The following is a 23535-nucleotide window of genomic DNA, read 5'->3' on the forward strand; positions in this document are numbered from 1 at the left end:
ATAATACAACATTGTGATATGAAACGATTTTTGGTATTCATCGGTTTGATGCTGGCGATGGCCTCAACGGCCTTTTCCCAGAAGTTTGCTTTGGTAGATATGGAGTATATTCTCAAGAATATTCCTGACTACGAAATGATGAATGAGCAGTTGGATCAAGTATCTAAGAAGTGGCAGAACGAAATAGAAGCACTTGAAAACGAAGCACAATCTATGTACAAGAAATATCAGAGCGATCTCGTATTCTTGTCTGCGGCACAGAAGAAAGCTCGCGAAGAAGCTATCGTGAAGAAAGAACAAGATGCATCGGATCTGAAACGCAAGTATTTCGGTCCCGAAGGCGAACTATTCAAGAAGCGTTCTGATCTCATGAAGCCCATTCAGGATGAAATATGGAATGCAATCAAAGAGATTGCTAAGCGCAATAACTATCAGATGGTACTCGACAGAGGTACATCCGGTATCATCTTTGCGAGTCCTACCATCGACATAAGTGATATGGTGCTCAGTAAGATGGGATTCAGTAAGTAAAGAAACTATTAACGAACAAATAAGAACAAACGAAATGAAGAAATTTTTTCTCATGCTTTTGATGGCTCTCCCATTGAGCCTCATGGCACAGAAGGTAGCGGTGGTAAACACCGAAGAGATTATTACCAAAATGCCTGAACAGGTGGCTGCCACGAAACAGCTCAATGAATTGGCTGAAAAATACCGTGTAGACCTCAAGAGCATGGAAGACGAGCTTACCAAGAAAACAGAAGAGTTCGTGAAAGAGCGTGATGGCTTGGTGGAGAACATTCGCAATCGTCGTCAGCAAGAACTGCAAGACATTCAGACTCGCTATCAACAGTCTTACCAAACGATGCAGGAAGATCTGCAAAAGCGTCAGCAACAGCTCTTCGCTCCGATTCAGCAGAAGGTGGCCGATGCCATCAAGAAAGTGGGAGACGAAGAGAACTGTGCCTACATCATGGAAGCAGGTATGATGCTCTACACCGGTGCAACGGCTGTGGATCTGACCAGTAAGGTGAAAGCAAAGCTCGGAATACAATAAAGCTGCCAGACTCTTTTAAAAGGGGTAACTGTACAAAACAAATGGGGGCTGTCTCTACATCGAGGCAGCCCCTTCTTTTTTCAAGTTAACACCGCGGGTATGAGAACTTTCAATGCATGCCTCACAAGATTGCGTACCAATATTTAGGTATGTTTGGTGCCTTTTTTCTTGCATTGTTCATTCTTAATACCTACTTTTGTGAGGTAAGAAGAAGTCATATTATCATTGTCTCACCTCGAACAAACAGAACTGATATGGATAAAAGCATTAAAGGGACAAAGACAGAAAAGCATCTGTTGATGTCATTTGCCGGTGAATCACAAGCTCGTTCACGTTACACATTCTTCGCCAGTGTGGCCAAGAAAGAGGGTTTCGAACAGATAGCCGGTGTTTTCATGGAGACTGCCGAGCAGGAGAAAGAGCATGCTAAGAGGTTCTTTTCTTTCTTGGAAGGAGGTATGCTTGAGATTACAGCTTCTTACCCCGCAGGTATCGTAGGTACTACTGCCGAGAACTTGCGTGCAGCTGCAGAAGGAGAAAACGAAGAGTGGACGGATCTCTATCCTAAATTTGCCGATGTGGCAGAGGAGGAAGGATTCAAGGAAATCGCTGCAGCATTCCGTCAGATAGCTAAGGTAGAAGCCGAACACGAAAGACGCTATCGGGCACTATTGGCTCATGTAGAGGACGGAACAGTCTTTGAGCGTGCCGAGGAGATCGCATGGCAATGCCGCAACTGCGGTTATGTGATCACCGCCAAGAAGGCACCCAAGACTTGTCCTGCTTGCGTTCACCCGCAGGCATTCTTCGAGCCGATGAAAACGAATTACTGAGGATCATCCATATAGAGACGAAGTAATTATCTGATCTCATGTTTTTGAAGGAGGCACCACTCGGGAGAGCGGTGCCTCTTCGTTTATCACTACTTCATTGCACTCTTGAAAATCCGGCTTGGAAGAACCCGCGAAATAGGTTTGTTTGCATTAAACTGCAATGCTGTGTCAGATAAATCCTCTATTTTGGCTTATCGAAAGCCTCTATTGGTGGTATTTTGATAATGCGAAACAATTGTTCAATAATCATTTTCTAAAAACAAACGATATGAAGAAATTATTCTCTGTTTTTTTTGGAGCTAAAAAAGTTTTCAACATCGAAGGAATATACAGAGTTGTTTGGATTCATTCTAAATAAGCAGGCTTTTGAATGCTAATCTGTGAACAAACAGAGGTTGAAAAAGACGATTTGCTCAGTCGGAAGATTACTTTTCTGAGCTTGGTGGATGATCTTTATAATTCCTACATTCTATTTTTATAAAGATTGTTTCTGATAATTATAAAGTTCAGGAATGAACTTTATAAAGTTAAGAAGTCATTTTTATAAAGTTTGCATCCTCCAAAAGGCTATTCAAGACCGCTAAAAACGGAAAGTCCCCGTTGCATTCTGCCACGAATGCAACGGGGACTTGATGCCTTTGGGATTATGACTTGGAGGGCTTACCGGATCCTATTCATGGTCAGGGAGCATGTCTTATAGACAGATCGGGCTGCTATCGCTCTGATGCTGCCGGATATCGAAAGAAATAGGGGGGAGACGGGGCGGTTTCCGTCGCTTTTGCTCATGAGTCTCATATTCATCATTACTTTTATTTATTGCATGTTACTATTGGCTTTGTCGGTCGGTATGCTCTGAAATTTAGCTATTTATGTGTTGTGGCACTGCCCGATCGGCATACAAAGGTAACAAATAGAATGCATCCTCTCCCCTCATGCATCGTTTTGTACGTTTGGCCGTGATCGGCTTTTCGGGCTCTGAAATGACATGCGCGGTCATAAGCCCTCTGTTCCTTCTAATTTGATTGGCTGATTTTGAATGCAATTGTCCTGTTTTGCAGGCGCTGTCGGCGCAATGTTGTACTTTTGAGGCTTAGAACAATACTAATCTTGTGACTGAAATATATGGAAGATAGAAGTAATCTCTTTCGGATGAGTGCGTTGATGGGCTTGATATTCGGAGCCTTTTGGTGTCTCAAGTACATCTGTGTGATGCTGGCGTTCAATATGCCGCTCTTGATACTGCTGTACCTGCCGCTTACCTGCTTTGTGCCTTTCATGGCTCATATCCTCACCAGGCGCTATCGCAATTCGCTGCCGGAGCAGGATCGCTTCAGCTTCATGCACGGCTGGCAATTCTCTACGCTTCTCTACCTCTTTGCTGCCATTTTGGTGTCCATACCGCATTATTTCTTCTATGCCGATATCCTGCCGACGCATTTGCCTAACCTGAAGGCTCAACTGCAAGAGTCGTCGGCCATGATGACGCAGATATTCGGCACGGAAAACTGGCAAGAAGCTCTGGAACAAGGACTCAGTGTGCGCCCTGCTGCCCGCGTGCTGAATGACATCTCCACCAACTTCTTCTGGGGTGCGCTATTCTCTATTCCCGTGGGGCTGATACTTAGGAGACGGGCTTCATCGGACAATACTCAAGAGCAATGATCGATATATCCGTAGTGGTGCCTCTGCTGAATGAGGCCGAATCGCTTCCTGAGCTTCATGCTTGGATCAAGCGTGTGATGAATGAGCGAGGCTACTCGTACGAGGTGATATTCGTCGATGACGGTAGCACGGACGATTCGTGGGCTGTGATCGAGCGACTGCGTGCCGAGAATCCAGAGGTCAAAGGGATCAAGTTCCGTCGCAACTATGGTAAGTCGCCCGGCTTGCATTGCGGTTTTGCTCGCACACAGGGCAAGGTGGTCATTACGATGGATGCCGACTTGCAGGATAGTCCGGACGAAATCCCCGAGCTGTATCGCATGGTGACGGAAGAGGGATACGACTTGGTGAGCGGATGGAAGCGCAAACGTTACGATCCCATCTTGAGCAAGAACCTGCCTTCCAAGCTCTTCAACGCTACGGCTCGCAGGCTGTCGGGTATCAAACTGCACGACTTCAATTGCGGCCTCAAGGCTTATCGCCGCGAAGTGGTGGAGAATATTGAGCTGTACAACGATATGCACCGCTACATTCCTTATCTGGCCAAGACGGCCGGTTTCGGACGCATCGGAGAGAAAGTGGTACAGCATCAGGCACGTAAGTACGGAACGAGCAAGTTCGGCATCAGCCGATTTTTCCATGGCTATCTCGATCTACTCACGCTTTGGTTCATCAGCCGCTTCGGGCGTAAACCGATGCACTTCTTCGGATTGCTCGGTTCGGGTATGTTCCTGATCGGCTTTTTGGCTTTGGCCGTGGTCTTGGTCAATAAGCTGACGGCTATCATCAGCCATACACAGGCGCCCTTGGTGACGGATCGTCCCTACTTCTTCATTGCCCTCGTCGCCATGGTGATAGGCACGCAGCTATTCCTTACGGGCTTCATCGGAGAGATGATGAGCCGTCAGGCATCGGATCGTAATAACTATACAATAGAAAAAGAGATATGACACACCTCCCTCAAGACTTCCGTTTGATAGAAGACTTTTATCGCACGCGCAGGTCGGTACGCAAGTTCATCGACCGCCCCGTAGAAGAGGAGAAACTCATGGCCATCCTCGAAGCGGGACGCATAGCGCCATCGGCGCATAACTATCAGCCCTGGCACTTCCTCGTCGTACGCGATGAAGAGGCACGCAAGCGACTCGCCCCATGCTCGCAGCAACCGTGGTTCCCGGGTGCCCCTACCTATATCATCGTCTTGGGCGATCATGATCGGGCATGGAAGCGTGGTGCGGGCGATTCGGTGGACATCGACACCTCCATCGCCATGACCTATATGATGCTGGAGGCGCACAGCCTCGGACTGGGTGCTACGTGGGTATGCGCCTTCGATCAGGCATTGTGCTCGGAGATATTCGAGATACCTGCACACATGACACCCATCTCAATCTTGGCTTTCGGATATGGCGATCCGACGGTGCCCCCGCGCGAAACATTCAACCGCAAAGCTTTGGAAGAAATCGTGAGTTTCGAGAAGCTATGAATCTGACGAAGCGTCTCATGGCCGCTCTGGGGATGATAGTCCTCGGTGCGGCTTTCTTTTCTTGTCGGAAGTCCCCCGCCTATACCAAGATCGAGGGCGAAGCATTCCACACTTACTATCACATCAAGTATAAAGGAGAGACGGACTATACCTCCGTGGTGGACAGCGTGCTGAAGCGGTTTAGTCATTCGCTCAATCCGTTCGACAGTACCAGTGTTATTGCTGCCATCAATCGCAATGTTTCGACCGATACGGACAGCCTTTTCCGTCGCGTCTTCCGCCGAGCGCAGGCGATCGCAGAGGTGTCCGGAGGCTCGTACGATATTACTTGTGCCCCGCTTATCAATGCGTGGGGCTTCGGGTTCGAACATGAAAAGACCATTACGCCCGAGCTGATAGACAGCCTTCGAGCTTTTGTGGGCTACCGGAAAGTGCGTCTGGACGGCAATGCCATTGTCAAAGACGACCCGCGCCTTATGCTCAATACGTCCTCTATAGCCAAGGGATATGCTTCTGACTTGGTGGCAGAGGCGTTGGCCTCTCGTGCGATCACAGATTATATGGTGGAGATCGGAGGCGAAGTGGCTTATTCGGGACTCAATCCCCAGGGTAAGCCCTGGCGCATAGGGGTGAATAAGCCTGTGGACGATAGTACGGGGATCGTGCAGGAGTTGGAGCTGATCGTCGAGCTGGAAGGCAAAGGCGGCTTGGCCACATCCGGCAACTATCGCAACTATTATCTCCGCGATGGCAAGAAGTATGCCCATACGATCGACCCGCTCAGTGGCTATCCCGTGCAGACCGATGTCCTCAGTGCTACGGTCATCGCTTCAGATTGCATGACTGCCGATGCGCTGGCCACAACGTTCATGGTTGTCGGTTCGGAGCGAGTGGCCGCCATTGCCGAGAAGCTCTCTGTGGACTACTTGCTCATACTCTCCGACGGGGAGGGTTCTTCCTATCGGGTCGTGATGAGCGACGGCTTCCGTCGTCGCGTCGTTAATTGACAGAAAGACCCTAAAAAACAAGCCCCGCAAGTCTCATGACCTGCGGGGCTTGTTGCTTTATAACTCTCTACGATTAGGCGATGCCGCTGAAGCCCATGAATGCCATAGCCAAGATACCGGCAGCCAAGAGTGCGGAAGGAATGCCCTTCATGGCTTTGGGGAGGTTGGTCACTTCGAGCTGCTCACGGATACCGGCGAACATAACCATCGCCAGCGTGAAGCCGATAGCAGTAGAAATGGCATAGATAACGCTCTGGAGCAAGCTGTAATCCTTCTGGATCACCAAGATGGCCACACCGAGCACACAACAGTTGGTCGTGATCAGCGGGAGGAATACGCCGAGTGCTTGATAGAGGGGAGGAGAGACCTTCTTGAGGATGATCTCCACCATCTGCACCAAAGCGGCGATGACCAAGATGAACGCGATGGTCTGCATGAATCCGAGGCCGAAGCGATCCAAAACAAACTTCTGAATCAGGAACGTAACCAACGTGGCCAAAGCCAATACGAAAGTTACGGCTGCCCCCATACCTACAGAGGTGTCTACCTTCTTCGATACGCCTAAGAACGGACATATACCGAGGAACTGCGACAGTACGACGTTATTAACGAAAACTGCCCCGATGAATAATATGAAAAATTCCATAATGATGTCTTTTGCTTAAGGGGGGTTAGGCACTCTTCTTCATTTTGTTCACAAGCGCGATCAGATAGCCCAAGGCGATGAAAGCACCGGGAGCCAGAACGAAGATCAAAGCTCCGTAGGACTCGTTGAAGACGGCGAAGTCAAACAGCTTGCCGCTACCGAGAAGCTCGCGTACGATACCCAAGACCGTCAAACTGAGCGTGAAGCCCAATCCGATACCGATACCATCCAGTGCCGAATGGAGAAGGCCTTTCTTGGAAGCAACCGATTCGGCACGTCCGAGTACGATACAGTTTACTACGATCAAGGGGATGAAGATACCGAGACTCTTGTCCAAGTCGGGCAGATAAGCCTTGATAAGCATCTGCAATACGGTAACGAAGCCTGCAATAATCACGATGAATGCAGGGATACGTACCATATCGGGGATGAGATTCTTGACCAAGGACACCACCGCGTTGGAGCAGATGAGCACGAACATGGTAGCCAGTCCCATGCTCATTCCATTGATGGCCGACGTCGTTGTGGCCAGCGTGGGACACATACCAAGGAGGAGGACAAAGGTCGGATTCTCCTTGATGATACCGTTGGTAATAACGCTTAAACTCTTACTCATTGCACTTCGGTATTATCTGTGTTAGTATTCATTGTTGAGTCAGCCGTAGCAGCAGGTGCCGCTTCAGGCTGAGCACTGCCTTGTGACTGTGCAGCTTTGAAACCGTTGTAGGCGCGTTGCAATGCATCCAAAAACGCACGGCTACTGATCGTGGCGGCTGTAATAGCGTCCACTTGACCTCCATCTTTGGTGACGGCAAGAGGTGTATCGCTCATTTGTACGCCACGCATATCTTGGATCAAGCCGTCCTTTTTGGGAGACAGGTGGAACCACTCTTGCATCTTGGCACCGAGACCCGGTGTTTCGCTGTGGTTGAGTACCGAAAAGTCATGGACTTTACCATCCATATCGAATCCGTACATAACGGTGAACTTACCACTAAAGCCTTTGTCTGTGAAGCTCTCAACAGCATAGCCTACCACGTCTTGACCTTTCTTGGCAGGGAAAACTGTGAGTTTGGAACCCTCAACGTCTACTTCAAATCTCTCTTCGTAGGGGTTGTTGTCAAACTCGGCTACCACCTCTTTGATGGCCGCTACCTTGGCATCTACCTCAGCTTTGGCGATAGGCTCTTTCGTGACTTCGTTCATAAAGCCGAGTGCAGCCGAAATGACTACGCAGAAGCCCGTCAGCGAGAGCAACATATTGGGGAGTGAAGATTTTAGCTTTTCCATTAGTTCTTTCCTCCAAAATGTTTAGGTTTCATATACGTGTTGATAAGGGGAGTCACGCCGTTCATGATCAAGATGGCGAATGACATTCCTTCGGGATAAGCTCCGAATGTACGGATAACCACCGTCAGAAGACCGATGAGACAGCCGTAAAGAATCTGTCCCGACTTGGTCATCGGCGAGGTCACGTAGTCCGTAGCCATGAAGATGGCACCGAGCATCATACCGCCGGAGAACAAATGGAACCACGGTGTGGCCGGGAATGCCTCGGGGCTTGCCAAGTGAAGAATGCCGGCCAATACGAAAGCCGATGCAAATATGGACACGGGGATGTGCCAAGTGATAATCTTCTTGAAGAGCATGTACACCATACCGATCAAGAGTGCTATCGCGCTGACCTCACCGAGTGATCCCGCTTCACCGATAAACATGTGCAAGTCGGTAGGGATATTAGCCAATGCAGAGGTGTCACCACTCATGGCAGCCTTCATCAGGCCGAGGGGCGTAGCACCGGTTTCGGCATCCATATAGGAGCTCATCTGTCCTTCTGTAGGCCAGAGAGTCATCTGTGCAGGGAAAGAGATGAGGAGGAACACACGACCCACGAGTGCGGGGTTGAAAATGTTGTTCCCCAGGCCACCGAATGACATCTTGCCCAAGGCTATAGCCACAACGGCACCGATGATTACAATCCAGATGGGCAGATTACTCGGCAGGTTGAACGCCAAAAGAACACCCGTCAGAATAGCAGATCCATCCATGATGGTGGGTTCCTTGCCCAACATGTACTTGCTGATCAAGAACTCTACAATGCAGCAAGTCAGTACAGCAACAGCTGTTACTATCACCGCACCAAGTCCAAACTGATACACCGACATAGCCAGAGCCGGTATGAGGGCGATCAGTACGCCATACATATTCTTGCTGATGCTGTCTCCGCTATGTATGTGCGGTGAAGGGGAAATGATAATCTTATTTTCCATCGTTATTTCCTTTCTTACTGCTTACGTGTTCTTTGGATACCCATCACGGTCTTCTTTGCTTGACGGATATAGTCCAGCAAGGGGCGATTGGCCGGGCAGGTAAAGCTGCACGAGCCACACTCGATACAGTCCACTACGTTACCTTTCTCTGCGGTATCCCAACTCTTATATAAGGTGTCGCGCATCAGGAATGCGGGGTTCAGACCCATCGGACACACGCCTACGCACTTGGCACAGCGGATGCAGTCGCGCATGGGCTTGCGTACTGACTCTTCTTTGTCGAGGATGAGTACGCCGGAGCTACCCTTAGTCACAGGAACATCGGGAGACAAGAGCGCGCGTCCCATCATGGGGCCACCGCCGATGATCTTACCGGTATTTTCCGGCAGGCCTCCTGCAGCTTCAATCAGTGCTGCGATGGGCGTACCAATGCGCACGAGGAAGTTGGAGGGACGAGAGAGCTTCTTACCCGTTATCGTAACGATACGCTCAATGAGGGGCTTGTTCTTCTGTACAGCTTCATACACGGCGAATACCGTACCCACGTTCTGTACCACCGCTCCGGTGCTGATAGGCAGCGCGCCACTCTTCACCTGCTTGCGGATAACAGCGTCGATGAGCTGCTTCTCACCACCCTGCGGATATTGTACCTTGAGCGGCATAACTTCGATGCCCGGGTATGCAGCCGCGAGCTTGGTCAAGTGAGCGATGGCGTCTTTCTTGTTGTTTTCGACGCCGATTACGGCCTTTTGTACCTGGATAGCTTTCATTAGGATGCTCACACCCACCATGATCTCTTCGCCTTTCTCAAGCATGAGAGCGTGGTCGCTCGTCAGGTAAGGCTCACATTCAACGGCATTGATGATCAGTATCTCGGCCTTGGTGCCCGGAGGAGGCGACAACTTCACGTGTGAGGGGAAGGTAGCACCACCAAGTCCCACGATACCGGCAGCAGAGATTTTGTCCACGATCTCTTTTGCACTTAGTTTGCACTCTTTGACAAGGGCGGGAGAGCGGTCGATGCCCTCTTCCCATTCATCTCCCTGAACGTCAATGAAGATAGCCGGTCTGGTATAACCGCTGGAATCGAAAACCGAGTCGATCTTCAGCACCTTACCCGATACCGATGAGTGGATGTTGGCCGAAACGAATCCGCCGGCCTGAGCGATGATGGTCCCGACCTTTACTTCGTCCCCTTTCTTGACTGCGGCAACTGCCGGTGCACCGATGTGCTGACCAAGGGGGATGACTACTTGTGAGGGGATAGGCAGTACCTCTACGGGCTTGCCTGCCGACAACTTATTTTCGGGGGGATGTATACCTCCGATTCGGAAAGTCCTCAACATAATTCTATGTGGTCTTTGTTGTTATTTATTCCGTTATTAAACAGTCTCCGGTGCCGTTTCGGCAGGTGCCGCTTCCACTTTCTTCTTCGGAGGGAAGTTCAGCTCATGGATGGCATTGGTGGGGCACACATCCACACACTTGCGGCACATACGGCACTTCGTGTGGTCGATGTAAGAGAGGTTGTTCTCAATGGTGATGGCCTCGAACTGGCACTGCTTCAGACAGAGTGAACAGCCGATACATGCATTGCTGCAAGCCTTCTTGGCAGCGGCACCCTTATCCTTGTTCACGCAGCTGACGAAGATGCGACGGCTCTTGGGACCTTTCTTGCGCAGCTCAATGATGGACTTGGGACAAGCCTTGACGCAAGCGCCACAGGCTGTACAAGCATCTTCCACCACTTCGGGCAGGAGCGTGACGGGATTGATGCGGATAGCTTCGAAGTTACAAGCATCGACGCAGTCGCCCAATCCCAGACAGCCAAAGCTACAGCCCGTCTCTCCGCTATATAGCGAAGCGGCCACAGCACAGCTACTGGCACCGTCATACTGATTCGTGCGTGGGCGAGCATCGCAGTCGCCGTTACAACGAACCACGGCGATCATCGGATCCTGAGCTGCAGCGGCCATCCCGAGGATGTCGGCTACCTTACTCATCACTGCTGCTCCACCTACGGGGCAGAACAGACCGTCGAGGCTGTCGGCTTTGACACAAGCGCTGGCGAAACCGCCACAGCCGGGGAAGCCACAGCCCCCGCAGTTAGCTTGGGGCAGTACTTCGGCTACCTGTCCGATGCGCGGGTCTTCCTTGACCTCGAACTTCTTTGCGGCCAAAAACAAAACCAACGCACCGATGGCGCCGATTGCGGCCAAAACAATCACAGTAGTAAGTATCATATTAAATTGTTACTGATTATTTTTTCGAATAGTAAATACCAGACGTCGGCTCAGTTTGCCGTTGAATAGTCGTAGGATCAGATAATACACCCCCATGCCGCCCAGCGAAATGAGCGTACCCATGCCCTCGCTCAGCCCCAGCATGCTCAGGGTGAGGACGAGCAGAAGTATCAGTAAAATCAGGGGAAGGACAAAAGAAAGAAAGACGGCCAAACGCCCCATGGCGCTGTGCCCCTCCAGTATCACCTCGTCGCCTACATGGATGTCAGGTGAGGCTCCCGTCACAGTGATGTATCGATCCTTGCAGTCCGCAGACGAACAGTAGCCGACTGCATGACAACCGGCGCACGCACTCTTCTGCTGCACGCACACCGTTACCGTGTTGGCTTCCACTCGGCTGACAACTCCGTTATGACTAATAATCTCGCCCATTTCAATTAGTTAGGCATTTGTGGCTGTCTCTTAGTTTGATAATGTAAGGAAAACATTACACCTGACGGCGGCAAAAGTACACAAATCTTGCTAATGCGCGCAAGAAAACGCGCCAAAATTGCGCCATGTCTCCCTATAAATGGGGATTGTGCTCCTCCTCCGTGACTCGTCCGCGATCGGATTTTCTCCACGGCATATATAAATTTTTATAAGAGTAACAGGAGGCTTGCTGTCAAAGTCAAACAGAATGGCACAAGAGAGGCTGATTCGTATGTTTGAAACACTACCCGATAACCACTCTTACAGAGGGCGTTATAGGTTTTCTTCCTCCTCTTCCTCGGGGCCTATGAGGGATAGTCGGGTGCGAGCTTCTGCCAATCGACGGAAAGCCTCAGCATCTGTTTGGGCTGAACTATATCTCTCTTTGTCGACAACAAGACGATACATGTGGATGGCTCCCGACCGATTGCCCATTCTCTCGAAGCATTGTCCCAATAGGAGACAAGCCTCACTATTGCCTCTGTCGTACTCCACGGCGTAGCGCAGATGCGAAATGGCGTTCTCCGTCCGCCCTTGTTCGGCGATGCAGCGTCCGAGAATGGTGTGTACTTCGGTGAGTCTGTCCGTCTTGGGCTGAATCAGTTCGAGCGCATTTGCCATCCGTTTTTCTGCTTCGGCCCACTGCTCCTGACGAAAGGCACACATCGCATAGTAGTATTTGGCCATGTAGTTTTGTTCGTAAGCTGCGGCATCGGCGCGGCTGAAAAACGCTTCGGCCTGTCCCCATCTTTCCGCCTTATAGAAGGCCAATCCGCAATAAAATAGATCTTTGAATGCTGTGGGCATATTACCTTGTCGGATGACACATTCGTAGTCTTGCAGCGCACTGTCGGCTTCTTGCAGCAGCATCATCGCTTCGGCATGGAGCAGGAGTAAGGATGTGTTCAGAGAATCGATCTTCAAGTAGCGTGCTGTGGCCTTTTCCATCAGGCGTATCTCTCCCAATTGTGCATATAGAGATGCCAAGTCTATCAGGGAGAGAAAGTCGGTCGAGTCGCGGCGCAATTGGTTTTCCAATAGTTCAATTGCTTTTTGTGGGCGATGTAATGTCTTGAGCGATTTCGCTCTGAGGCGAATGACGGGAGCGACCGAATCTTGGCGTAAGATTTGATCGGTTACGGCCATCGCCGCGGAATCCTGTCCCAGATGTACAAGCAGTTTGGCCAGACTGTATCCTGTGGAAATGTCAGATGTGCGTTCATAGCCCGACCTTAGTGCCTCAGTCGCCGCCTTATAATCCTGCATGCTGATGTGAAGTTCTGCCTCGAGGCGATAGACCGTCGGATTGAGAGGGGCTACGTTTATGATCGTTCGGTAAGTCGCAATGGCCTCGGACAGTCGTCCCAGCTCGCTCTGAGCTTTCGCTTTCAGGCATAGAGCCTCTTCGCCCAGTAGCCGACAGCTGTCGGCCCAATCAAGAGCTTCTTGGTATGCCATGCGCTCGATGAGCGTCTGCATCCGACCCAAATCATCCCGTTCTTGTGCCATCAGGGGTAGGGAAACGAATGTAATAACGATAATACGGAGTATGCGTTTGGTCATATTGTTGAATCCTTTTGTGCGAAAATACCATATTTCGGTTGATGCCGAGTGTACTGTGAAAGAATGTGCAGAAGTGTTATGATCTCCGACGTGCCCCATTCCTCGAAAAAACGCACGCCAAAAAGAAATGATTTTGGCGCCATTTCGGAAAAATTTATGCGCCAAATCGAAAAAGTTTTGGCGCGTATTTCTCTCCGCTTTTGGCGTGAGTTCCCGTTGATTTTCAGCTCGTAATTTTGAAAGGCTTGTCCCGTTCCTCTAAATGCGTCTGGACGGGTTAAAAAAGATGAAGTCTTGTTGGCCTCGTATAAGGAGTTGGGTAGTTGTCGTTTAATGTGTTTCTTGGCATTGTATGACCAGACTAAAAAATGGCCTTGTCGCAAAAAAATCTCACAGTTTACATTGTCGATCAAAAAATATGTAAGTTTGCGTATGTAACAATTTTGTTATGAAACTGAGAAAAATTATTCTTATGGCGGCCATTGCTTTTGCTTCCGTATTTGCTCTAGCCTCTAGCCCTTATGCTTATTACAGGACCTCTTGCGGGAAAACAGTGATTGGACATGAACAGAGTCCAGATGATATGAGTACATATACAATAAAGACGGTTGGATCAATTACTCTACCATGGTAAAATTTGTATCGATTGCTAAGGAGCACTATGCTGTAGTGCTCCTTTCCTTTTTGTTGGTGAGTATCACCACCCCACTAGAAGCGCAGACGCATTCAACGGCTCCTTCGGGTGGAATGAAGTTGACCTATGACCAGAAGCCTATGGGGCAAGCATCTGTGGAGTGCATCTATCGCTATACACGGACCAATACAAAAAGAGAAAAACAGTCCCAACGCCTTATCCTGCAGGCCAATAATAAACAGAGCAAATGCTATTCGCTCGCGAAATACAAGCTTGATTCAGTGGCTAACCTGAGAGGTCGGAACAATATGAAACTAGCGGACTTCCAGATGTTGCTGACTTCTTATTCCGAAGCCTCCATAGGTGACCAGTCCTGCTACAACAGCCGCGAGTACCGCGACGCGAAGAAAGCCGAGCTTACGTCCTTCATTTATGAATTTGGCCCGCGCAACATCGAATACACTACTCCGTTGCCCACTGTGCGATGGAATACGGCTCACAAGGAGCGTGTCACCATCTGCGGCTACTCTTGTCGGAAAGCTACGGGCGAGTTTGGAGGTCGCAAGTGGACCGTATGGTACACGACCGACATCCCCGTGAGCAGCGGCCCTTGGAAGTTGGGCGACCTGCCCGGGCTCATCCTCCGTGCCTCAGATGCCACGGGGGAGCACAGCTTCGAGGCTGTGAGCATTCGCAATGCCAAGAGTACCATCTTCTGGGATGTATTCACGACGCAGAAGACTACGGCAGAGAAGGCGCGGCAGATGTCCCGAGACAAGCACAAGAATTATGAGCAGCATGAAAGAGGGTTCGGTGTCATCCAACCGAATTACACGCTGCTGGAGCCATAATACGCTAAGGTCGTCTCACTCAACATTGTCCGCCAAGATCGTATGACATCAGTCCTCATGAAGCGGAAACTGACGATGCGCTATCTGCTCGTATCCCTGCTCATGCTGCTTACCGGCACAGCCCTTGCCCAGATGCGTATCGAGGGCAAGGTGCTGGATGCCGAGGACAGATTGCCGTTGGCCGGAGCATCCGTTCGCCTCATGAAAGAGGTGGAGGATGATCCCGATGGCGAACTTATCGCCTATGCCATAGCCGACGATAAGGGATACTACCGTCTGTCGGTGGAGTCGCGACCGCAAGTGGAGGGCAAGTATCGGCTTGAGTATCGTTGCTTGGGCTACGTGCCTTATAAAAGTGCTGTCCGATGGGAATCGGGCCAAAGCCGGATGTTGCGCCCCGATGTGCTCCTGTCGCCATCGGACACCAAGCTAAGAGAGGTGACAGTGCAGAGCACTCCTGTCTATACTCGCGGCGATACCATTAAATATATGGCACACGCCTATAGCGATGCGGGCACACGCACATTGGCCGACTTGATAGCCCGCATACCGGGTTTGGAGGTGGAGACCGACGGCATTGTCCACTATCAGGGCAAGCCCATAAGTGAGCTATATATAGAAGGATTGTCCTCAGTGGGGGACAACTACGGGCTTGTGGTCAAAAATCTGGATGTACAAGCCGTCTCCGGTGTGGAAGTCCTACAGCGCCACCAGCGTGTGCGCGCCCTCAAAGACGTTGAGGTGCCGGATGCAGCTGCACTCAACATCCTGCTGAAAGACAAGAACAAGCTCCGCCCCACCGGGCAATGGGACATAGGTGGCGGATACGAGAGCGGTCTCTCCTACGACACCAATCTCTATGCCATGCTCATAGGACGCAGGAGCCAGACGCTCCTGTCCGTCATGGCGGACAACTGTGGTCACCTGAGAGAAGAGGGCGGATTTATCCTCGCGCAGGGAGCGCAGATGCCCGAAGCAGGCAATCTCATCGGTGTCACAGAGGGGCGTTACGGACCGCCTTTGTCACAGAAGTACTATATGCAAGGCAATGATCTCTCTACGGGTCTGATGCATGGGCGCAGAATAGGTCCTTATGGTATGTTGCGTCTCGGAGGGGGTTATACCTACCAGACTACTTCTCAAGAAGGATGGATGGAGAATGTGTATATGGGCGGGGACGGAGCCGTGACCATATCGGAGCATGCGCTCTCCTCTCAAGAGCGACACAATGTAAAAGCCGAACTCCATTATCAGCACAATGCGGATTCGCTCTTTGTGGAGAATAACTTCTCTTTTCTGGGTTCGCACCACGACACACGAAACAATTTGTTCGCCGATGCACATTCGCTATATGCTGTGAAGCGGCAGTTTGGCAGCTTTGACAACTTCTTTCACTATATCAAGAAGACAAAGAGCGGTAAGGTGCGCCGATTCATGACCAATCTCTTCGGCCGATCGCTCCCCACGGCGCACATCTCTGTACTGAAAGACGAAGGCGGTATAGCTCAGTTGATCGACGGATATGACTTCGGCGGCCAAGTCTCAGGAGGCTATTCCGCTCGGATAAGCAAGCAGCTTTCCGTATCGGCAGCCACCGGGCTTGCAGCCGTGTACCGCGGGTACGGCCTGTCAGACATCGAAGAGGCTCCTCAGACCATGCGGCACTACTCGGGTTATGACCTGAACGTATCCTTGGCTCCGGGTTTTACTTTCGAGGAAGGGGCGCTACGCATAGAGGGGCAGCTGCCACTGACCTACTACGGCAGAGGATTTCGTGACAAGGTCGCAGTGGATTATCTCGTGAATAAGGTGCTGCCGGAGTGGAATCTGCTTCTGCGTTATGAGATGAACGGCTACTTCAGGTTCGACTGGACACTGGCATATACGGACAAAATGGACGTACCGGCTACGCTCATCACCCAACCGATAATAACGGACTACAACCAGATCGTGACCCATACGGCAGGTGCCGTGGCGCGCAATAGGTCTTACGTGTCGAGGTTCGGCCTCCAATACTCAGATGTGATGAGTGGGGTGATGGCTTCTGCTACGACAGCTGTTGTAAAGGACAAGGGCAACTTGATCCGAGACTTCGATGTTTCGCAGGGGCAGATAACCTACACGACGCAGTCCTATAGGTCGTCGGGGCTCTCGTGGAATAGTTCGAGCTTTCTCTCGTGGCGCATAAGACCGCTGAAAACCAAGCTCGACCTCTCGGGCAGGTACGCCTATTCGCAGACCGAAGCCATGCGTGCAGGTGTGATTTATCCCGTGGTATCGCACCGTTTTTCACTTAGGCCGTCTTTGCTTTTCACCCCGATCCGCTCTCTCTCGTGGGAGGCATCGGTCAGTTGGGGCTACACCAGGCTTTTCCATCAGTACGAGGAGGTGTCATATCGCTCGCAGCGACATGAAATGCGAGCGTCGAGCCGTCTCACGTGGCAGCTCCTGCCGCAGTGGGATTTCTTTACCTCTGCCGACTACATCCGTCTGGAGTTGCAGCCATCCGGCAGTCGTCACATATACTTTGCCGATGCAGGAACGCGCTATCGATTGGGGCGTTACGAATTGTCGGCGACGGTGGACAATCTGTTTAATACGAAGAGTTACGAGACGGGTTATCAGATAGGAATGGATTCTTTCCATGCGTTCTATCACCTACGCCCCCGTCGCTATTTGCTGACGTTCCGAATCTCCTTCTAACAATTTGCATAGAAACGAACACAGTGTGGCCAAAAAGAGCTTTTTGGCCACACTGTGTCTGTGTTAGTACCGTGGACGATCCGTGCTATTTCTTGGGCGTGGACTTGGGCGCGGATAGGATGCGTGCGATGCGATCGGGCTCGTCTCGGAGCAGTCGGACGGCTTCTTTGACCACCTTGTCGTCGGGCAAACTCTGGCGGATGCTGCCACGTTCGTAGTAGTAGCGGGTCACGATCTCATTGTTCAGATGGTTCATGATCTCCTTCTTGAAGCGACGCAGGTCGCGTGCAAGGTTGGGTTTGAGCTTTTCACGCAGTGCCTTGAGCTCGGCATTGGCATCGGGCAGATAACCTTCTATTTTGGCAAGTTCCTCGAGCTTCTCCAGCATCTTGCCACTCTGGCGGTCGTAGTCGAATTTCTTTTCCTCCATCATGCGGCAGAAGGCGGCATAATCCTGATCCGTAATGGAGAAGGTTTCAGGCTGGCCGATGCTCTTGTGGCGGAGGAAATAGTCGGTGACGTAGTCGAAGACGTCGTTATTGACCGCTATATAATAAAGGAGTGTGGCAGCGGTGTCTTGCTTCACTTCGATGTCGGGCAGTATGCCACCTGCATCTTCGACGGGACGACCTGCGGCCGTGTAGAAGACTTTGTGCAGACTGTCGGGGATGGTTGTGGCCATACCGGTCTGATTGGCCTGGCTGTAATCCATCCGTTGGATGCATCGGCCGCTGGGAATGTAATACTTGGCAGTGGTGAGTTTGATGATTCCGTTGTAAGGCAGTTGGCGAGTGGTTTGCACGAGCCCTTTGCCATAGCTCTTCTGTCCCATGAGAACAGCACGATCCATATCTTGCAAGGCACCGGCCACGATCTCTGAAGAGGAGGCGGACTGTCCGTCGATGAGGACAACAATGGGGATCTTGGTGTCCACCGGCTCCGTAAGCGTGCGGAAGACTGCCGCCGATTCGGCCGAGCGTCCGCGGGTGGTGACTACTTCCTTGCCTTTGGGTACGAAGAGATTGACGATTTCGATGGCAGCCTGCATGAGACCACCGCCATTGCCACGAAGGTCAAGGACAAGACTCTTGGCTCCCTTCTTGTCTCGCAGGTCGAAGAAGGCGGTGCGTACTTCCTCGGCACTCTTGTCCGTGAAGCCGTTCAGTCGGATGTATCCTACCGAACCGTCGAGCATACCGCTATAGGGGACGGTGTTCATGATCACCTTGCGACGCTTGACTGCGAACGTGCGGGGCTTCGTCTCTCCGTAGCGCATGACCGTTACCTTGGCAATGGTGCCCGCCACACCTTTGAGGGCTTGGCTGACCAATGGGGTGGTGGACTTGCGGAAGTCCTTGCCGTCGATGGTGAGAATGCGGTCGCCAGCGATTAGTCCGGCTTCGTCAGCCGGCATACCCTGCATGGGGCTTTGGATGTATACGGAGCTGTCAGGGCGTTGCGCGATGATGGCTCCCACGCCGGCATATTCGCCTGTGGTCATGAGTTTGAGCTCGTCCATATCCTCGTATGGGATATATTCGGTATAAGGATCGAGACCGCCCAACATGGCATCGATGCCACGGCGCGCCATCTTGTTGATGTTCACAGTATCGACAAAATACATCCTGACGTTACCGATCACATTGCTGAGGATGTCCATCGACTGGATGTACTGATCCCTACTGCGATCTTCCTCGATCTGCTGTTCTGTCTTGGCTTTCTGTTGTGCACACGCGGTCATGAAGCTGCCCGTGAAAAGCATCACGAACATGGACAAAAATAAATGAGTCTTTTTCATGCGCGCTAAGGTACAAATTTTCGGTTCGTAGAATAAAGTATATTCGTGCTGGGGCGAATTTTTCGCGTGATAATCTTATCTTTGTGACTCGGTAATTGAGCTATCGGAAGTCGTGAGACATTATTCCCGACGATCCGATTGTCCGAATCTCACAATAAGAATCACAAAAAATGGAAGATCCATTCCCTCCGTCGAGCCGAACTAAGAACTAATAGGCATTGCTGTGCATCCCTGAACGACGGAGGAGGTGTGGTGCAATGCCACAACGAAAAGAGAAGGAAGTACAGCAATGAGAAAATACCTTTTTGCCGAACAGGGTTTTGTGGAAAAACCCGAATTCGATACCGACTGTTGGGTGTGCGTAGAGGCCCCCGACACGGAGGACATGAAGTTTCTGATCGATAAGATCGAAGTTCCCGAAGATTTCCTATCCGACATAGCCGATGCTGACGAACGCCCGCGTATCGAACACGACGGGGAATGGATGTTGGCCATTATTCGCATCCCGATAGAGAGTCATCTAAGCGGCGTGCCTTACGTTACGGTGCCGATGGGAATAGCGACCAAAGCGGGTGTGACGGTGAGTATCTGCTATCATCGGGCTCCGATGTTGGCAGACTTCCTGATGCATACGCGACGCAAGCGTATCTCAGTCCTGAACCGGATGGAGTTGATCCTACGCCTGATCTATTCCTCGGCGGTCTGGTTCCTGAAATATCTGAAGCAAATCAACAATGAGGTGACGATATCTGAGCGGGAGCTGGAGCGTAGTATCAGGAACGAGGACCTCATCCGCCTGATGATGCTGCAGAAGACATTGGTGTACTTCAGTACCTCGATTCGTGGAAACGAGGCAGTGCTGGGTAAGGTGCGAGCCTCATCGGGGAGTCCGTTGGACAAGGAGTTGGTAGAAGATGTGCAGATCGAGTTGCGGCAGGCATATAATACGGTGAATATCTACAGCGACATCCTTTCGGGAACAACGGAAGCTCTGAGCGGTGTGATCTCAAACAACCTGAATACAGTCATGAAGCGCATGACTACTATCTCCATTGTGCTCATGCTCCCGACATTGATTGCAAGTTTCTACGGGATGAATGTGCCGATAATGGGTAGCAGCTTTCCGTTCTCTTTCTTCATTATCATCGGGGCTTGTGTGCTCTTGTCGGCTGTGGCTTTCCTCTTTTTCAAAAAAATCAAATGGTTCTGATATAATCTCATGGCAATGCAATTAGAAGTTTGTGCCAATTCGGCAACGAGTTGTCTGCAGGCAGAGGAGGGTGGAGCTACCCGAGTGGAGCTTTGTGCCGGTATTCCTGAGGGGGGGACGACCCCCTCGTCGGGAGAGATAGCCGTTGCTTGCAAATTGGTCAATATCCCCATTCACGTCATTATCCGCCCCAGAGGAGGAGACTTTGTCTATTCACATCATGAGATTGAGGCCATGCGCCACGATATTTGCGTGGCTCGTGATTTGGGGGCGCAAGGAATCGTGATCGGTTGTTTAACGCCCGACGGATACTATGACGAAAAGGCTAATGCTCTTCTCTTGTCAGAAGCGCAGGGGATGAAGCTGACTTTCCATCGCGCATTCGATGTGTGTGCAGCTCCTACAGAGATGCTCGAAACGCTGATTGAAGCAGGCTTTCATCGTGTTTTGACTTCGGGATGTGCACCTACGGCGGTTGAGGGTAAATTGATGCTGCGCCAACTACATCAACAGGCAGCCGGCAGGATCGGCATCATGGCCGGTTGTGGCATACGCGTGGACAATTTGGATGCTCTGGCAGAATACACGGGCATTACTGAATTTCACAGCTCTCTGCGACATCAGGTGTCCAGTCCTATGCGCTTCCGCAAGCCGGAAGTAAGTATGGGAGGCACGGTACATATAGACGAATACAGTCGTCCCGAGACGTCAGCCGATTTGGTGCGTCAGGCTGTAGAGATACTTCGCCGTCGTGAGAAATAGGTTCTTTCGGAAAAGAGACTCGAAGACCGATGTATTACTGATCGGGATAGAGCAGATACTTCTGTCGCATCTTGCGGTACTTCTTCAGTCCTGGCTGCCAGGTGGCGCGGATCTCTTCCTCGCTCATTCCCTTTTCTATCTGTAGGGCCAATTCTTTTGTTCCCGCAAGGATGTTGAAGGTCTGTCTGCGATTGATAAACCTCAGTCCCTCCTCACGGGCGATGCGATAGAAGTGTATCAGCAAGTTGAGCGAGAATCCTTTGGGAGCTTCTACCCCGCGGAGGTCTATTCCATGGCAAACCCTTCCTTTATAGAGTGGGTTGCTGTCCATGCCTCGGATGGGGCGTGGGGTAAAGGTGAAGTCGCCGAAGTTTTCATTGTGATAGCCTAAGACCTCGAAAGGAAAGGTCGTACCTCGTCCGATGCTCATGATTGTGCCTTCGAACAGGCAGAGTGAGGGATACCATGCAATGGCCTGAGGCGTAGGCAGATTGGGACTGGGCTTTACGGGAAGGATATAGGGCTGTCCGTGTTTCCAACCTGTCATCGGTATGACGGTCAGATCGCATTTGTCGCTCTTCTTCACCAGCCATCTTTCTCCATTGATCATCTGCGCCAACTCTCCTATCGTGAGGCCGTGTAAGACAGGCAGCGGATCCAAACCGACGAAGGAACGACAATCTGGCTGTAGTATAGGTCCGTCTATATTGTCGTTGGGATTAGGACGGTCGGTAACGATGAGCTTCTTGCCCTGCTCTGCACAAGCTTCCATAACGTAGTGGAGTGTGCTGATATAAGTGAAGAACCGCGTGCCTACGTCCTGCATGTCGAATAAAACTACATCTACGTCGCGCAACATCCCTTTCGTGGGTTTTTTATTATTGCCATATAGCGAGACGATGGGGATACCCGTTTTCATGTCTCGGTCATCTCTGACCGTTGCTCCCGCATCGGCATCGCCGCGGAAACCATGCTCAGGGCCCAATACCTTCATGATCTGGACACCATGTCGGAGAAGGTTGTCAAGTAAATGCTCTCGTTCGGGACCAACTATACTTGTCGCATTCGCCACGAGAGCTACAGCTTTTCCCCTCAGCAGAGGCAACAGCTCCTCTGTTCGTTCTGCTCCGACGACTACGGACTGCCTTTCCTCTTGCCCGGTGGCATAGGCTTGGATACAAAACGACATTAGCCCGCAGATGCAGGCTAATGTGATAATGTGACGTGTAAGAGATCGGACGATCATTTCCCTTCGTTTACTCGACGATGATCTTCCAAGAAAGCTTTCAGCCCGCTATCCGTCAGAGGGTGTTTCAGAAGTCCCTTGATCGCGCTGAGGGGGCAGGTAGCTACATCGGCTCCTACTTCCAGACATTGGATGATGTGCTGAGTGTGGCGAATGCTGGCTGCGAGTACTTCCGTGTCGTAGCAATAGTAGCGGAACATCTTCACGATATTCTCCACCAACAGTATACCATCGCTGGCAATGTCATCGAGTCGTCCAACGAAAGGAGATACGTACGAAGCACCAGCCTTGGCTGCGAGCAGAGCTTGTCCTACGGTGAAGATCAGCGTACAGTTCGTACGAATGCCTTGCTCGCTAAAGTATCTGATCGCTTTGATCCCTTCGGCTGTACATGGCACTTTCACTACGATTTGCGGATGCAGAGCTGCCAACTCCATACCCTCTTTGATCATGCCTTCGTAGTCTGTGGCAATCACTTCGGCACTCACATCTCCATCGACAATCTCGCAGATAGTCAGATAGTGCTTGGCACAATTTTCTTTTCCACTAATACCTTCTTTGGCCATCAGAGACGGGTTGGTCGTCACGCCGTCCAATACACCCATGTCATTCGCCTCGCGAATCTGATCCAAGTTAGCTGTGTCGATAAAGAATTTCATTGTCGTATCCTCTTTATTTGTTTTTGATGTTTTAATACTTCAGTAGCCCAAAGGTAGGTATTTTTGACCGACTCACCCACGAATCCGAATCATGCAACCTGTATATACCCTCCCTCGGTAATCTGAGGCTGCCTCCGATGGAAAAGAAAAAGGGTCACGCCCTCGGTATCAACCGCCTGACGTAACCCCTTTTTTGTAGTTGTCTCACAAGGATTCGAACCTTGACAAACAGAACCAAAACCTGTTGTGCTACCATTACACCATGAGACAATCCTCGTAGCAACTGAGGGGATTCACCTCATTTGCGCTGCAAAGATATGTATTTCTGGTAAATCTACAACCCCTCAGGCAAAAAACATATTTGATCGTTTGTTTTGAGGAGCAGAGATCAGTCCATATTGTTTAACGTGTTCTGTATAGTCGTTGCTTTGCTT

At 50.8% G+C, this 23535-nt stretch carries 22 protein-coding genes and 1 tRNA gene; 11 read left to right on the top strand and 12 right to left on the bottom strand.

Annotation, left to right across the window (positions count from 1 at the left end; all coding sequences use genetic code 11):
• The first annotated feature begins 18 nt into the window (after positions 1 to 18).
• From ompH1 to C7382_RS07395, 7 genes are all read left to right on the top strand, one after another.
• Entirely contained in the window at positions 19 to 531 is a 513-nt protein-coding gene (gene ompH1, locus C7382_RS07360) for an outer membrane protein OmpH-1 (RefSeq protein ID WP_116679652.1), read from the top strand.
• A 34-nt stretch (positions 532 to 565) separates the two neighbouring features.
• The gene (ompH2, locus tag C7382_RS07365; protein WP_116679653.1) at positions 566 to 1057 is read left to right on the top strand and encodes an outer membrane protein OmpH-2; all 492 of its coding nucleotides are present in this window, start codon (positions 566 to 568) and stop codon (positions 1055 to 1057) included.
• A gap of 254 nt (positions 1058 to 1311) precedes the next feature.
• Positions 1312 to 1890, top strand: coding sequence for a rubrerythrin (gene rbr / locus C7382_RS07370; RefSeq protein WP_116679654.1), 579 nt, complete (start codon positions 1312 to 1314; stop codon positions 1888 to 1890).
• Positions 1891 to 3012: 1122 nt separating this feature from the next.
• Positions 3013 to 3552 carry a DUF4199 domain-containing protein gene (locus C7382_RS07380; protein ID WP_116679656.1) on the top strand — a complete coding sequence of 180 codons (540 nt, stop codon included), beginning with the start codon at positions 3013 to 3015 and terminating at the stop codon, positions 3550 to 3552.
• Positions 3552 to 4502, top strand: a complete 951-nt coding sequence (locus C7382_RS07385; RefSeq protein WP_116679702.1) for a glycosyltransferase family 2 protein — start codon at positions 3552 to 3554, stop codon at positions 4500 to 4502. The genes C7382_RS07380 and C7382_RS07385 overlap by 1 nt, the downstream gene beginning before the upstream one ends.
• Complete coding sequence (locus C7382_RS07390) at positions 4499 to 5038, top strand: nitroreductase family protein (RefSeq protein WP_116679657.1); 540 nt, start codon at positions 4499 to 4501, stop codon at positions 5036 to 5038. Before C7382_RS07385 ends, C7382_RS07390 begins: the two co-directional genes overlap by 4 nt.
• Positions 5035 to 6045, top strand: a complete 1011-nt coding sequence (locus tag C7382_RS07395; protein ID WP_243405678.1) for an FAD:protein FMN transferase — start codon at positions 5035 to 5037, stop codon at positions 6043 to 6045. Before C7382_RS07390 ends, C7382_RS07395 begins: the two co-directional genes overlap by 4 nt.
• A gap of 73 nt (positions 6046 to 6118) precedes the next feature.
• Here C7382_RS07395 and C7382_RS07400 read toward each other — a convergent pair whose 3' ends face one another.
• From C7382_RS07400 to C7382_RS07435, 8 genes are all read right to left on the bottom strand, one after another.
• Positions 6119 to 6691, bottom strand: coding sequence for an electron transport complex protein RnfA (locus C7382_RS07400; protein WP_116679658.1), 573 nt, complete (start codon positions 6689 to 6691; stop codon positions 6119 to 6121).
• A gap of 25 nt (positions 6692 to 6716) precedes the next feature.
• Positions 6717 to 7307, bottom strand: coding sequence for an RnfABCDGE type electron transport complex subunit E (locus C7382_RS07405; RefSeq protein ID WP_116679659.1), 591 nt, complete (start codon positions 7305 to 7307; stop codon positions 6717 to 6719).
• A complete protein-coding gene (locus tag C7382_RS07410) occupies positions 7304 to 7981 on the bottom strand; it encodes an RnfABCDGE type electron transport complex subunit G (protein WP_116679660.1) in 678 nt (225 codons plus the stop codon). Before C7382_RS07410 ends, C7382_RS07405 begins: the two co-directional genes overlap by 4 nt.
• On the bottom strand, positions 7981 to 8961 hold the full coding sequence (locus tag C7382_RS07415; protein ID WP_116679661.1) for an RnfABCDGE type electron transport complex subunit D: 981 nt from the start codon (positions 8959 to 8961) through the stop codon (positions 7981 to 7983). Before C7382_RS07415 ends, C7382_RS07410 begins: the two co-directional genes overlap by 1 nt.
• 14 nt (positions 8962 to 8975) lie before the next feature.
• Entirely contained in the window at positions 8976 to 10307 is a 1332-nt protein-coding gene (rsxC, locus tag C7382_RS07420; RefSeq protein ID WP_116679662.1) for an electron transport complex subunit RsxC, read from the bottom strand.
• A gap of 36 nt (positions 10308 to 10343) precedes the next feature.
• Positions 10344 to 11204 carry a Fe-S cluster domain-containing protein gene (locus C7382_RS07425; protein WP_116679663.1) on the bottom strand — a complete coding sequence of 287 codons (861 nt, stop codon included), beginning with the start codon at positions 11202 to 11204 and terminating at the stop codon, positions 10344 to 10346.
• Positions 11205 to 11213: 9 nt separating this feature from the next.
• Positions 11214 to 11636: a SoxR reducing system RseC family protein gene (locus C7382_RS07430; protein ID WP_116679664.1), complete on the bottom strand. Its 423-nt coding sequence runs from the start codon at positions 11634 to 11636 to the stop codon at positions 11214 to 11216.
• Between the two features lie 312 nt (positions 11637 to 11948).
• Positions 11949 to 13238 carry a tetratricopeptide repeat protein gene (locus C7382_RS07435; protein ID WP_116679665.1) on the bottom strand — a complete coding sequence of 430 codons (1290 nt, stop codon included), beginning with the start codon at positions 13236 to 13238 and terminating at the stop codon, positions 11949 to 11951.
• Positions 13239 to 13865: 627 nt separating this feature from the next.
• Between C7382_RS07435 and C7382_RS07450 the strand changes: the two genes are divergently transcribed.
• Positions 13866 to 14723 carry a GLPGLI family protein gene (locus C7382_RS07450; protein WP_116679668.1) on the top strand — a complete coding sequence of 286 codons (858 nt, stop codon included), beginning with the start codon at positions 13866 to 13868 and terminating at the stop codon, positions 14721 to 14723.
• Positions 14724 to 14765: 42 nt separating this feature from the next.
• Entirely contained in the window at positions 14766 to 17426 is a 2661-nt protein-coding gene (locus C7382_RS07455) for a peptidase associated/transthyretin-like domain-containing protein (protein WP_207772723.1), read from the top strand.
• A gap of 85 nt (positions 17427 to 17511) precedes the next feature.
• On the opposite strand, the gene C7382_RS07460 is transcribed toward C7382_RS07455, so the two are convergent.
• Positions 17512 to 19224, bottom strand: a complete 1713-nt coding sequence (locus C7382_RS07460; protein ID WP_116679670.1) for a S41 family peptidase — start codon at positions 19222 to 19224, stop codon at positions 17512 to 17514.
• Between the two features lie 289 nt (positions 19225 to 19513).
• Between C7382_RS07460 and C7382_RS07465 the strand changes: the two genes are divergently transcribed.
• Both C7382_RS07465 and C7382_RS07470 read left to right on the top strand, forming a co-directional pair.
• A complete protein-coding gene (locus tag C7382_RS07465; protein WP_116679671.1) occupies positions 19514 to 20434 on the top strand; it encodes a magnesium transporter CorA family protein in 921 nt (306 codons plus the stop codon).
• 9 nt (positions 20435 to 20443) lie between these two features.
• Entirely contained in the window at positions 20444 to 21196 is a 753-nt protein-coding gene (locus C7382_RS07470) for a copper homeostasis protein CutC (protein WP_116679672.1), read from the top strand.
• 34 nt (positions 21197 to 21230) lie between these two features.
• Here C7382_RS07470 and C7382_RS07475 read toward each other — a convergent pair whose 3' ends face one another.
• From C7382_RS07475 to C7382_RS07485, 3 genes are all read right to left on the bottom strand, one after another.
• Positions 21231 to 22385, bottom strand: a complete 1155-nt coding sequence (locus C7382_RS07475; protein WP_373698136.1) for an exo-beta-N-acetylmuramidase NamZ family protein — start codon at positions 22383 to 22385, stop codon at positions 21231 to 21233.
• A 53-nt stretch (positions 22386 to 22438) separates the two neighbouring features.
• The gene (gene fsa / locus C7382_RS07480) at positions 22439 to 23101 is read right to left on the bottom strand and encodes a fructose-6-phosphate aldolase (protein WP_116679674.1); all 663 of its coding nucleotides are present in this window, start codon (positions 23099 to 23101) and stop codon (positions 22439 to 22441) included.
• A 199-nt stretch (positions 23102 to 23300) separates the two neighbouring features.
• Positions 23301 to 23371 (bottom strand) — tRNA-Gln (locus C7382_RS07485).
• Positions 23372 to 23535 lie beyond the last annotated feature (164 nt).

The organism is Porphyromonas loveana, assembly GCF_003096695.1.
GTDB classification, from domain to species: domain Bacteria; phylum Bacteroidota; class Bacteroidia; order Bacteroidales; family Porphyromonadaceae; genus Porphyromonas; species Porphyromonas loveana.

Coding starts and splice junctions, on each gene's coding strand:
- C7382_RS07450 (WP_116679668.1), top strand. CDS start 13,866: ATGGTAAAATTTGTATCGATTGCTAAGGAGCACTATGCTGTAGTGCTC.
- C7382_RS07410 (WP_116679660.1), bottom strand. CDS start 7,981: ATGGAAAAGCTAAAATCTTCACTCCCCAATATGTTGCTCTCGCTGACG.
- C7382_RS07400 (WP_116679658.1), bottom strand. CDS start 6,691: ATGGAATTTTTCATATTATTCATCGGGGCAGTTTTCGTTAATAACGTC.
- C7382_RS07455 (WP_207772723.1), top strand. CDS start 14,766: ATGACATCAGTCCTCATGAAGCGGAAACTGACGATGCGCTATCTGCTC.
- C7382_RS07435 (WP_116679665.1), bottom strand. CDS start 13,238: ATGACCAAACGCATACTCCGTATTATCGTTATTACATTCGTTTCCCTA.
- C7382_RS07430 (WP_116679664.1), bottom strand. CDS start 11,636: ATGGGCGAGATTATTAGTCATAACGGAGTTGTCAGCCGAGTGGAAGCC.
- C7382_RS07425 (WP_116679663.1), bottom strand. CDS start 11,204: ATGATACTTACTACTGTGATTGTTTTGGCCGCAATCGGCGCCATCGGT.
- C7382_RS07390 (WP_116679657.1), top strand. CDS start 4,499: ATGACACACCTCCCTCAAGACTTCCGTTTGATAGAAGACTTTTATCGC.
- rbr (WP_116679654.1), top strand. CDS start 1,312: ATGGATAAAAGCATTAAAGGGACAAAGACAGAAAAGCATCTGTTGATG.
- rsxC (WP_116679662.1), bottom strand. CDS start 10,307: ATGTTGAGGACTTTCCGAATCGGAGGTATACATCCCCCCGAAAATAAG.
- C7382_RS07470 (WP_116679672.1), top strand. CDS start 20,444: ATGGCAATGCAATTAGAAGTTTGTGCCAATTCGGCAACGAGTTGTCTG.
- C7382_RS07460 (WP_116679670.1), bottom strand. CDS start 19,224: ATGAAAAAGACTCATTTATTTTTGTCCATGTTCGTGATGCTTTTCACG.
- C7382_RS07415 (WP_116679661.1), bottom strand. CDS start 8,961: ATGGAAAATAAGATTATCATTTCCCCTTCACCGCACATACATAGCGGA.
- C7382_RS07465 (WP_116679671.1), top strand. CDS start 19,514: ATGAGAAAATACCTTTTTGCCGAACAGGGTTTTGTGGAAAAACCCGAA.
- C7382_RS07475 (WP_373698136.1), bottom strand. CDS start 22,385: ATGTCGTTTTGTATCCAAGCCTATGCCACCGGGCAAGAGGAAAGGCAG.
- C7382_RS07405 (WP_116679659.1), bottom strand. CDS start 7,307: ATGAGTAAGAGTTTAAGCGTTATTACCAACGGTATCATCAAGGAGAAT.
- fsa (WP_116679674.1), bottom strand. CDS start 23,101: ATGAAATTCTTTATCGACACAGCTAACTTGGATCAGATTCGCGAGGCG.
- ompH1 (WP_116679652.1), top strand. CDS start 19: ATGAAACGATTTTTGGTATTCATCGGTTTGATGCTGGCGATGGCCTCA.
- C7382_RS07380 (WP_116679656.1), top strand. CDS start 3,013: ATGGAAGATAGAAGTAATCTCTTTCGGATGAGTGCGTTGATGGGCTTG.
- ompH2 (WP_116679653.1), top strand. CDS start 566: ATGAAGAAATTTTTTCTCATGCTTTTGATGGCTCTCCCATTGAGCCTC.
- C7382_RS07395 (WP_243405678.1), top strand. CDS start 5,035: ATGAATCTGACGAAGCGTCTCATGGCCGCTCTGGGGATGATAGTCCTC.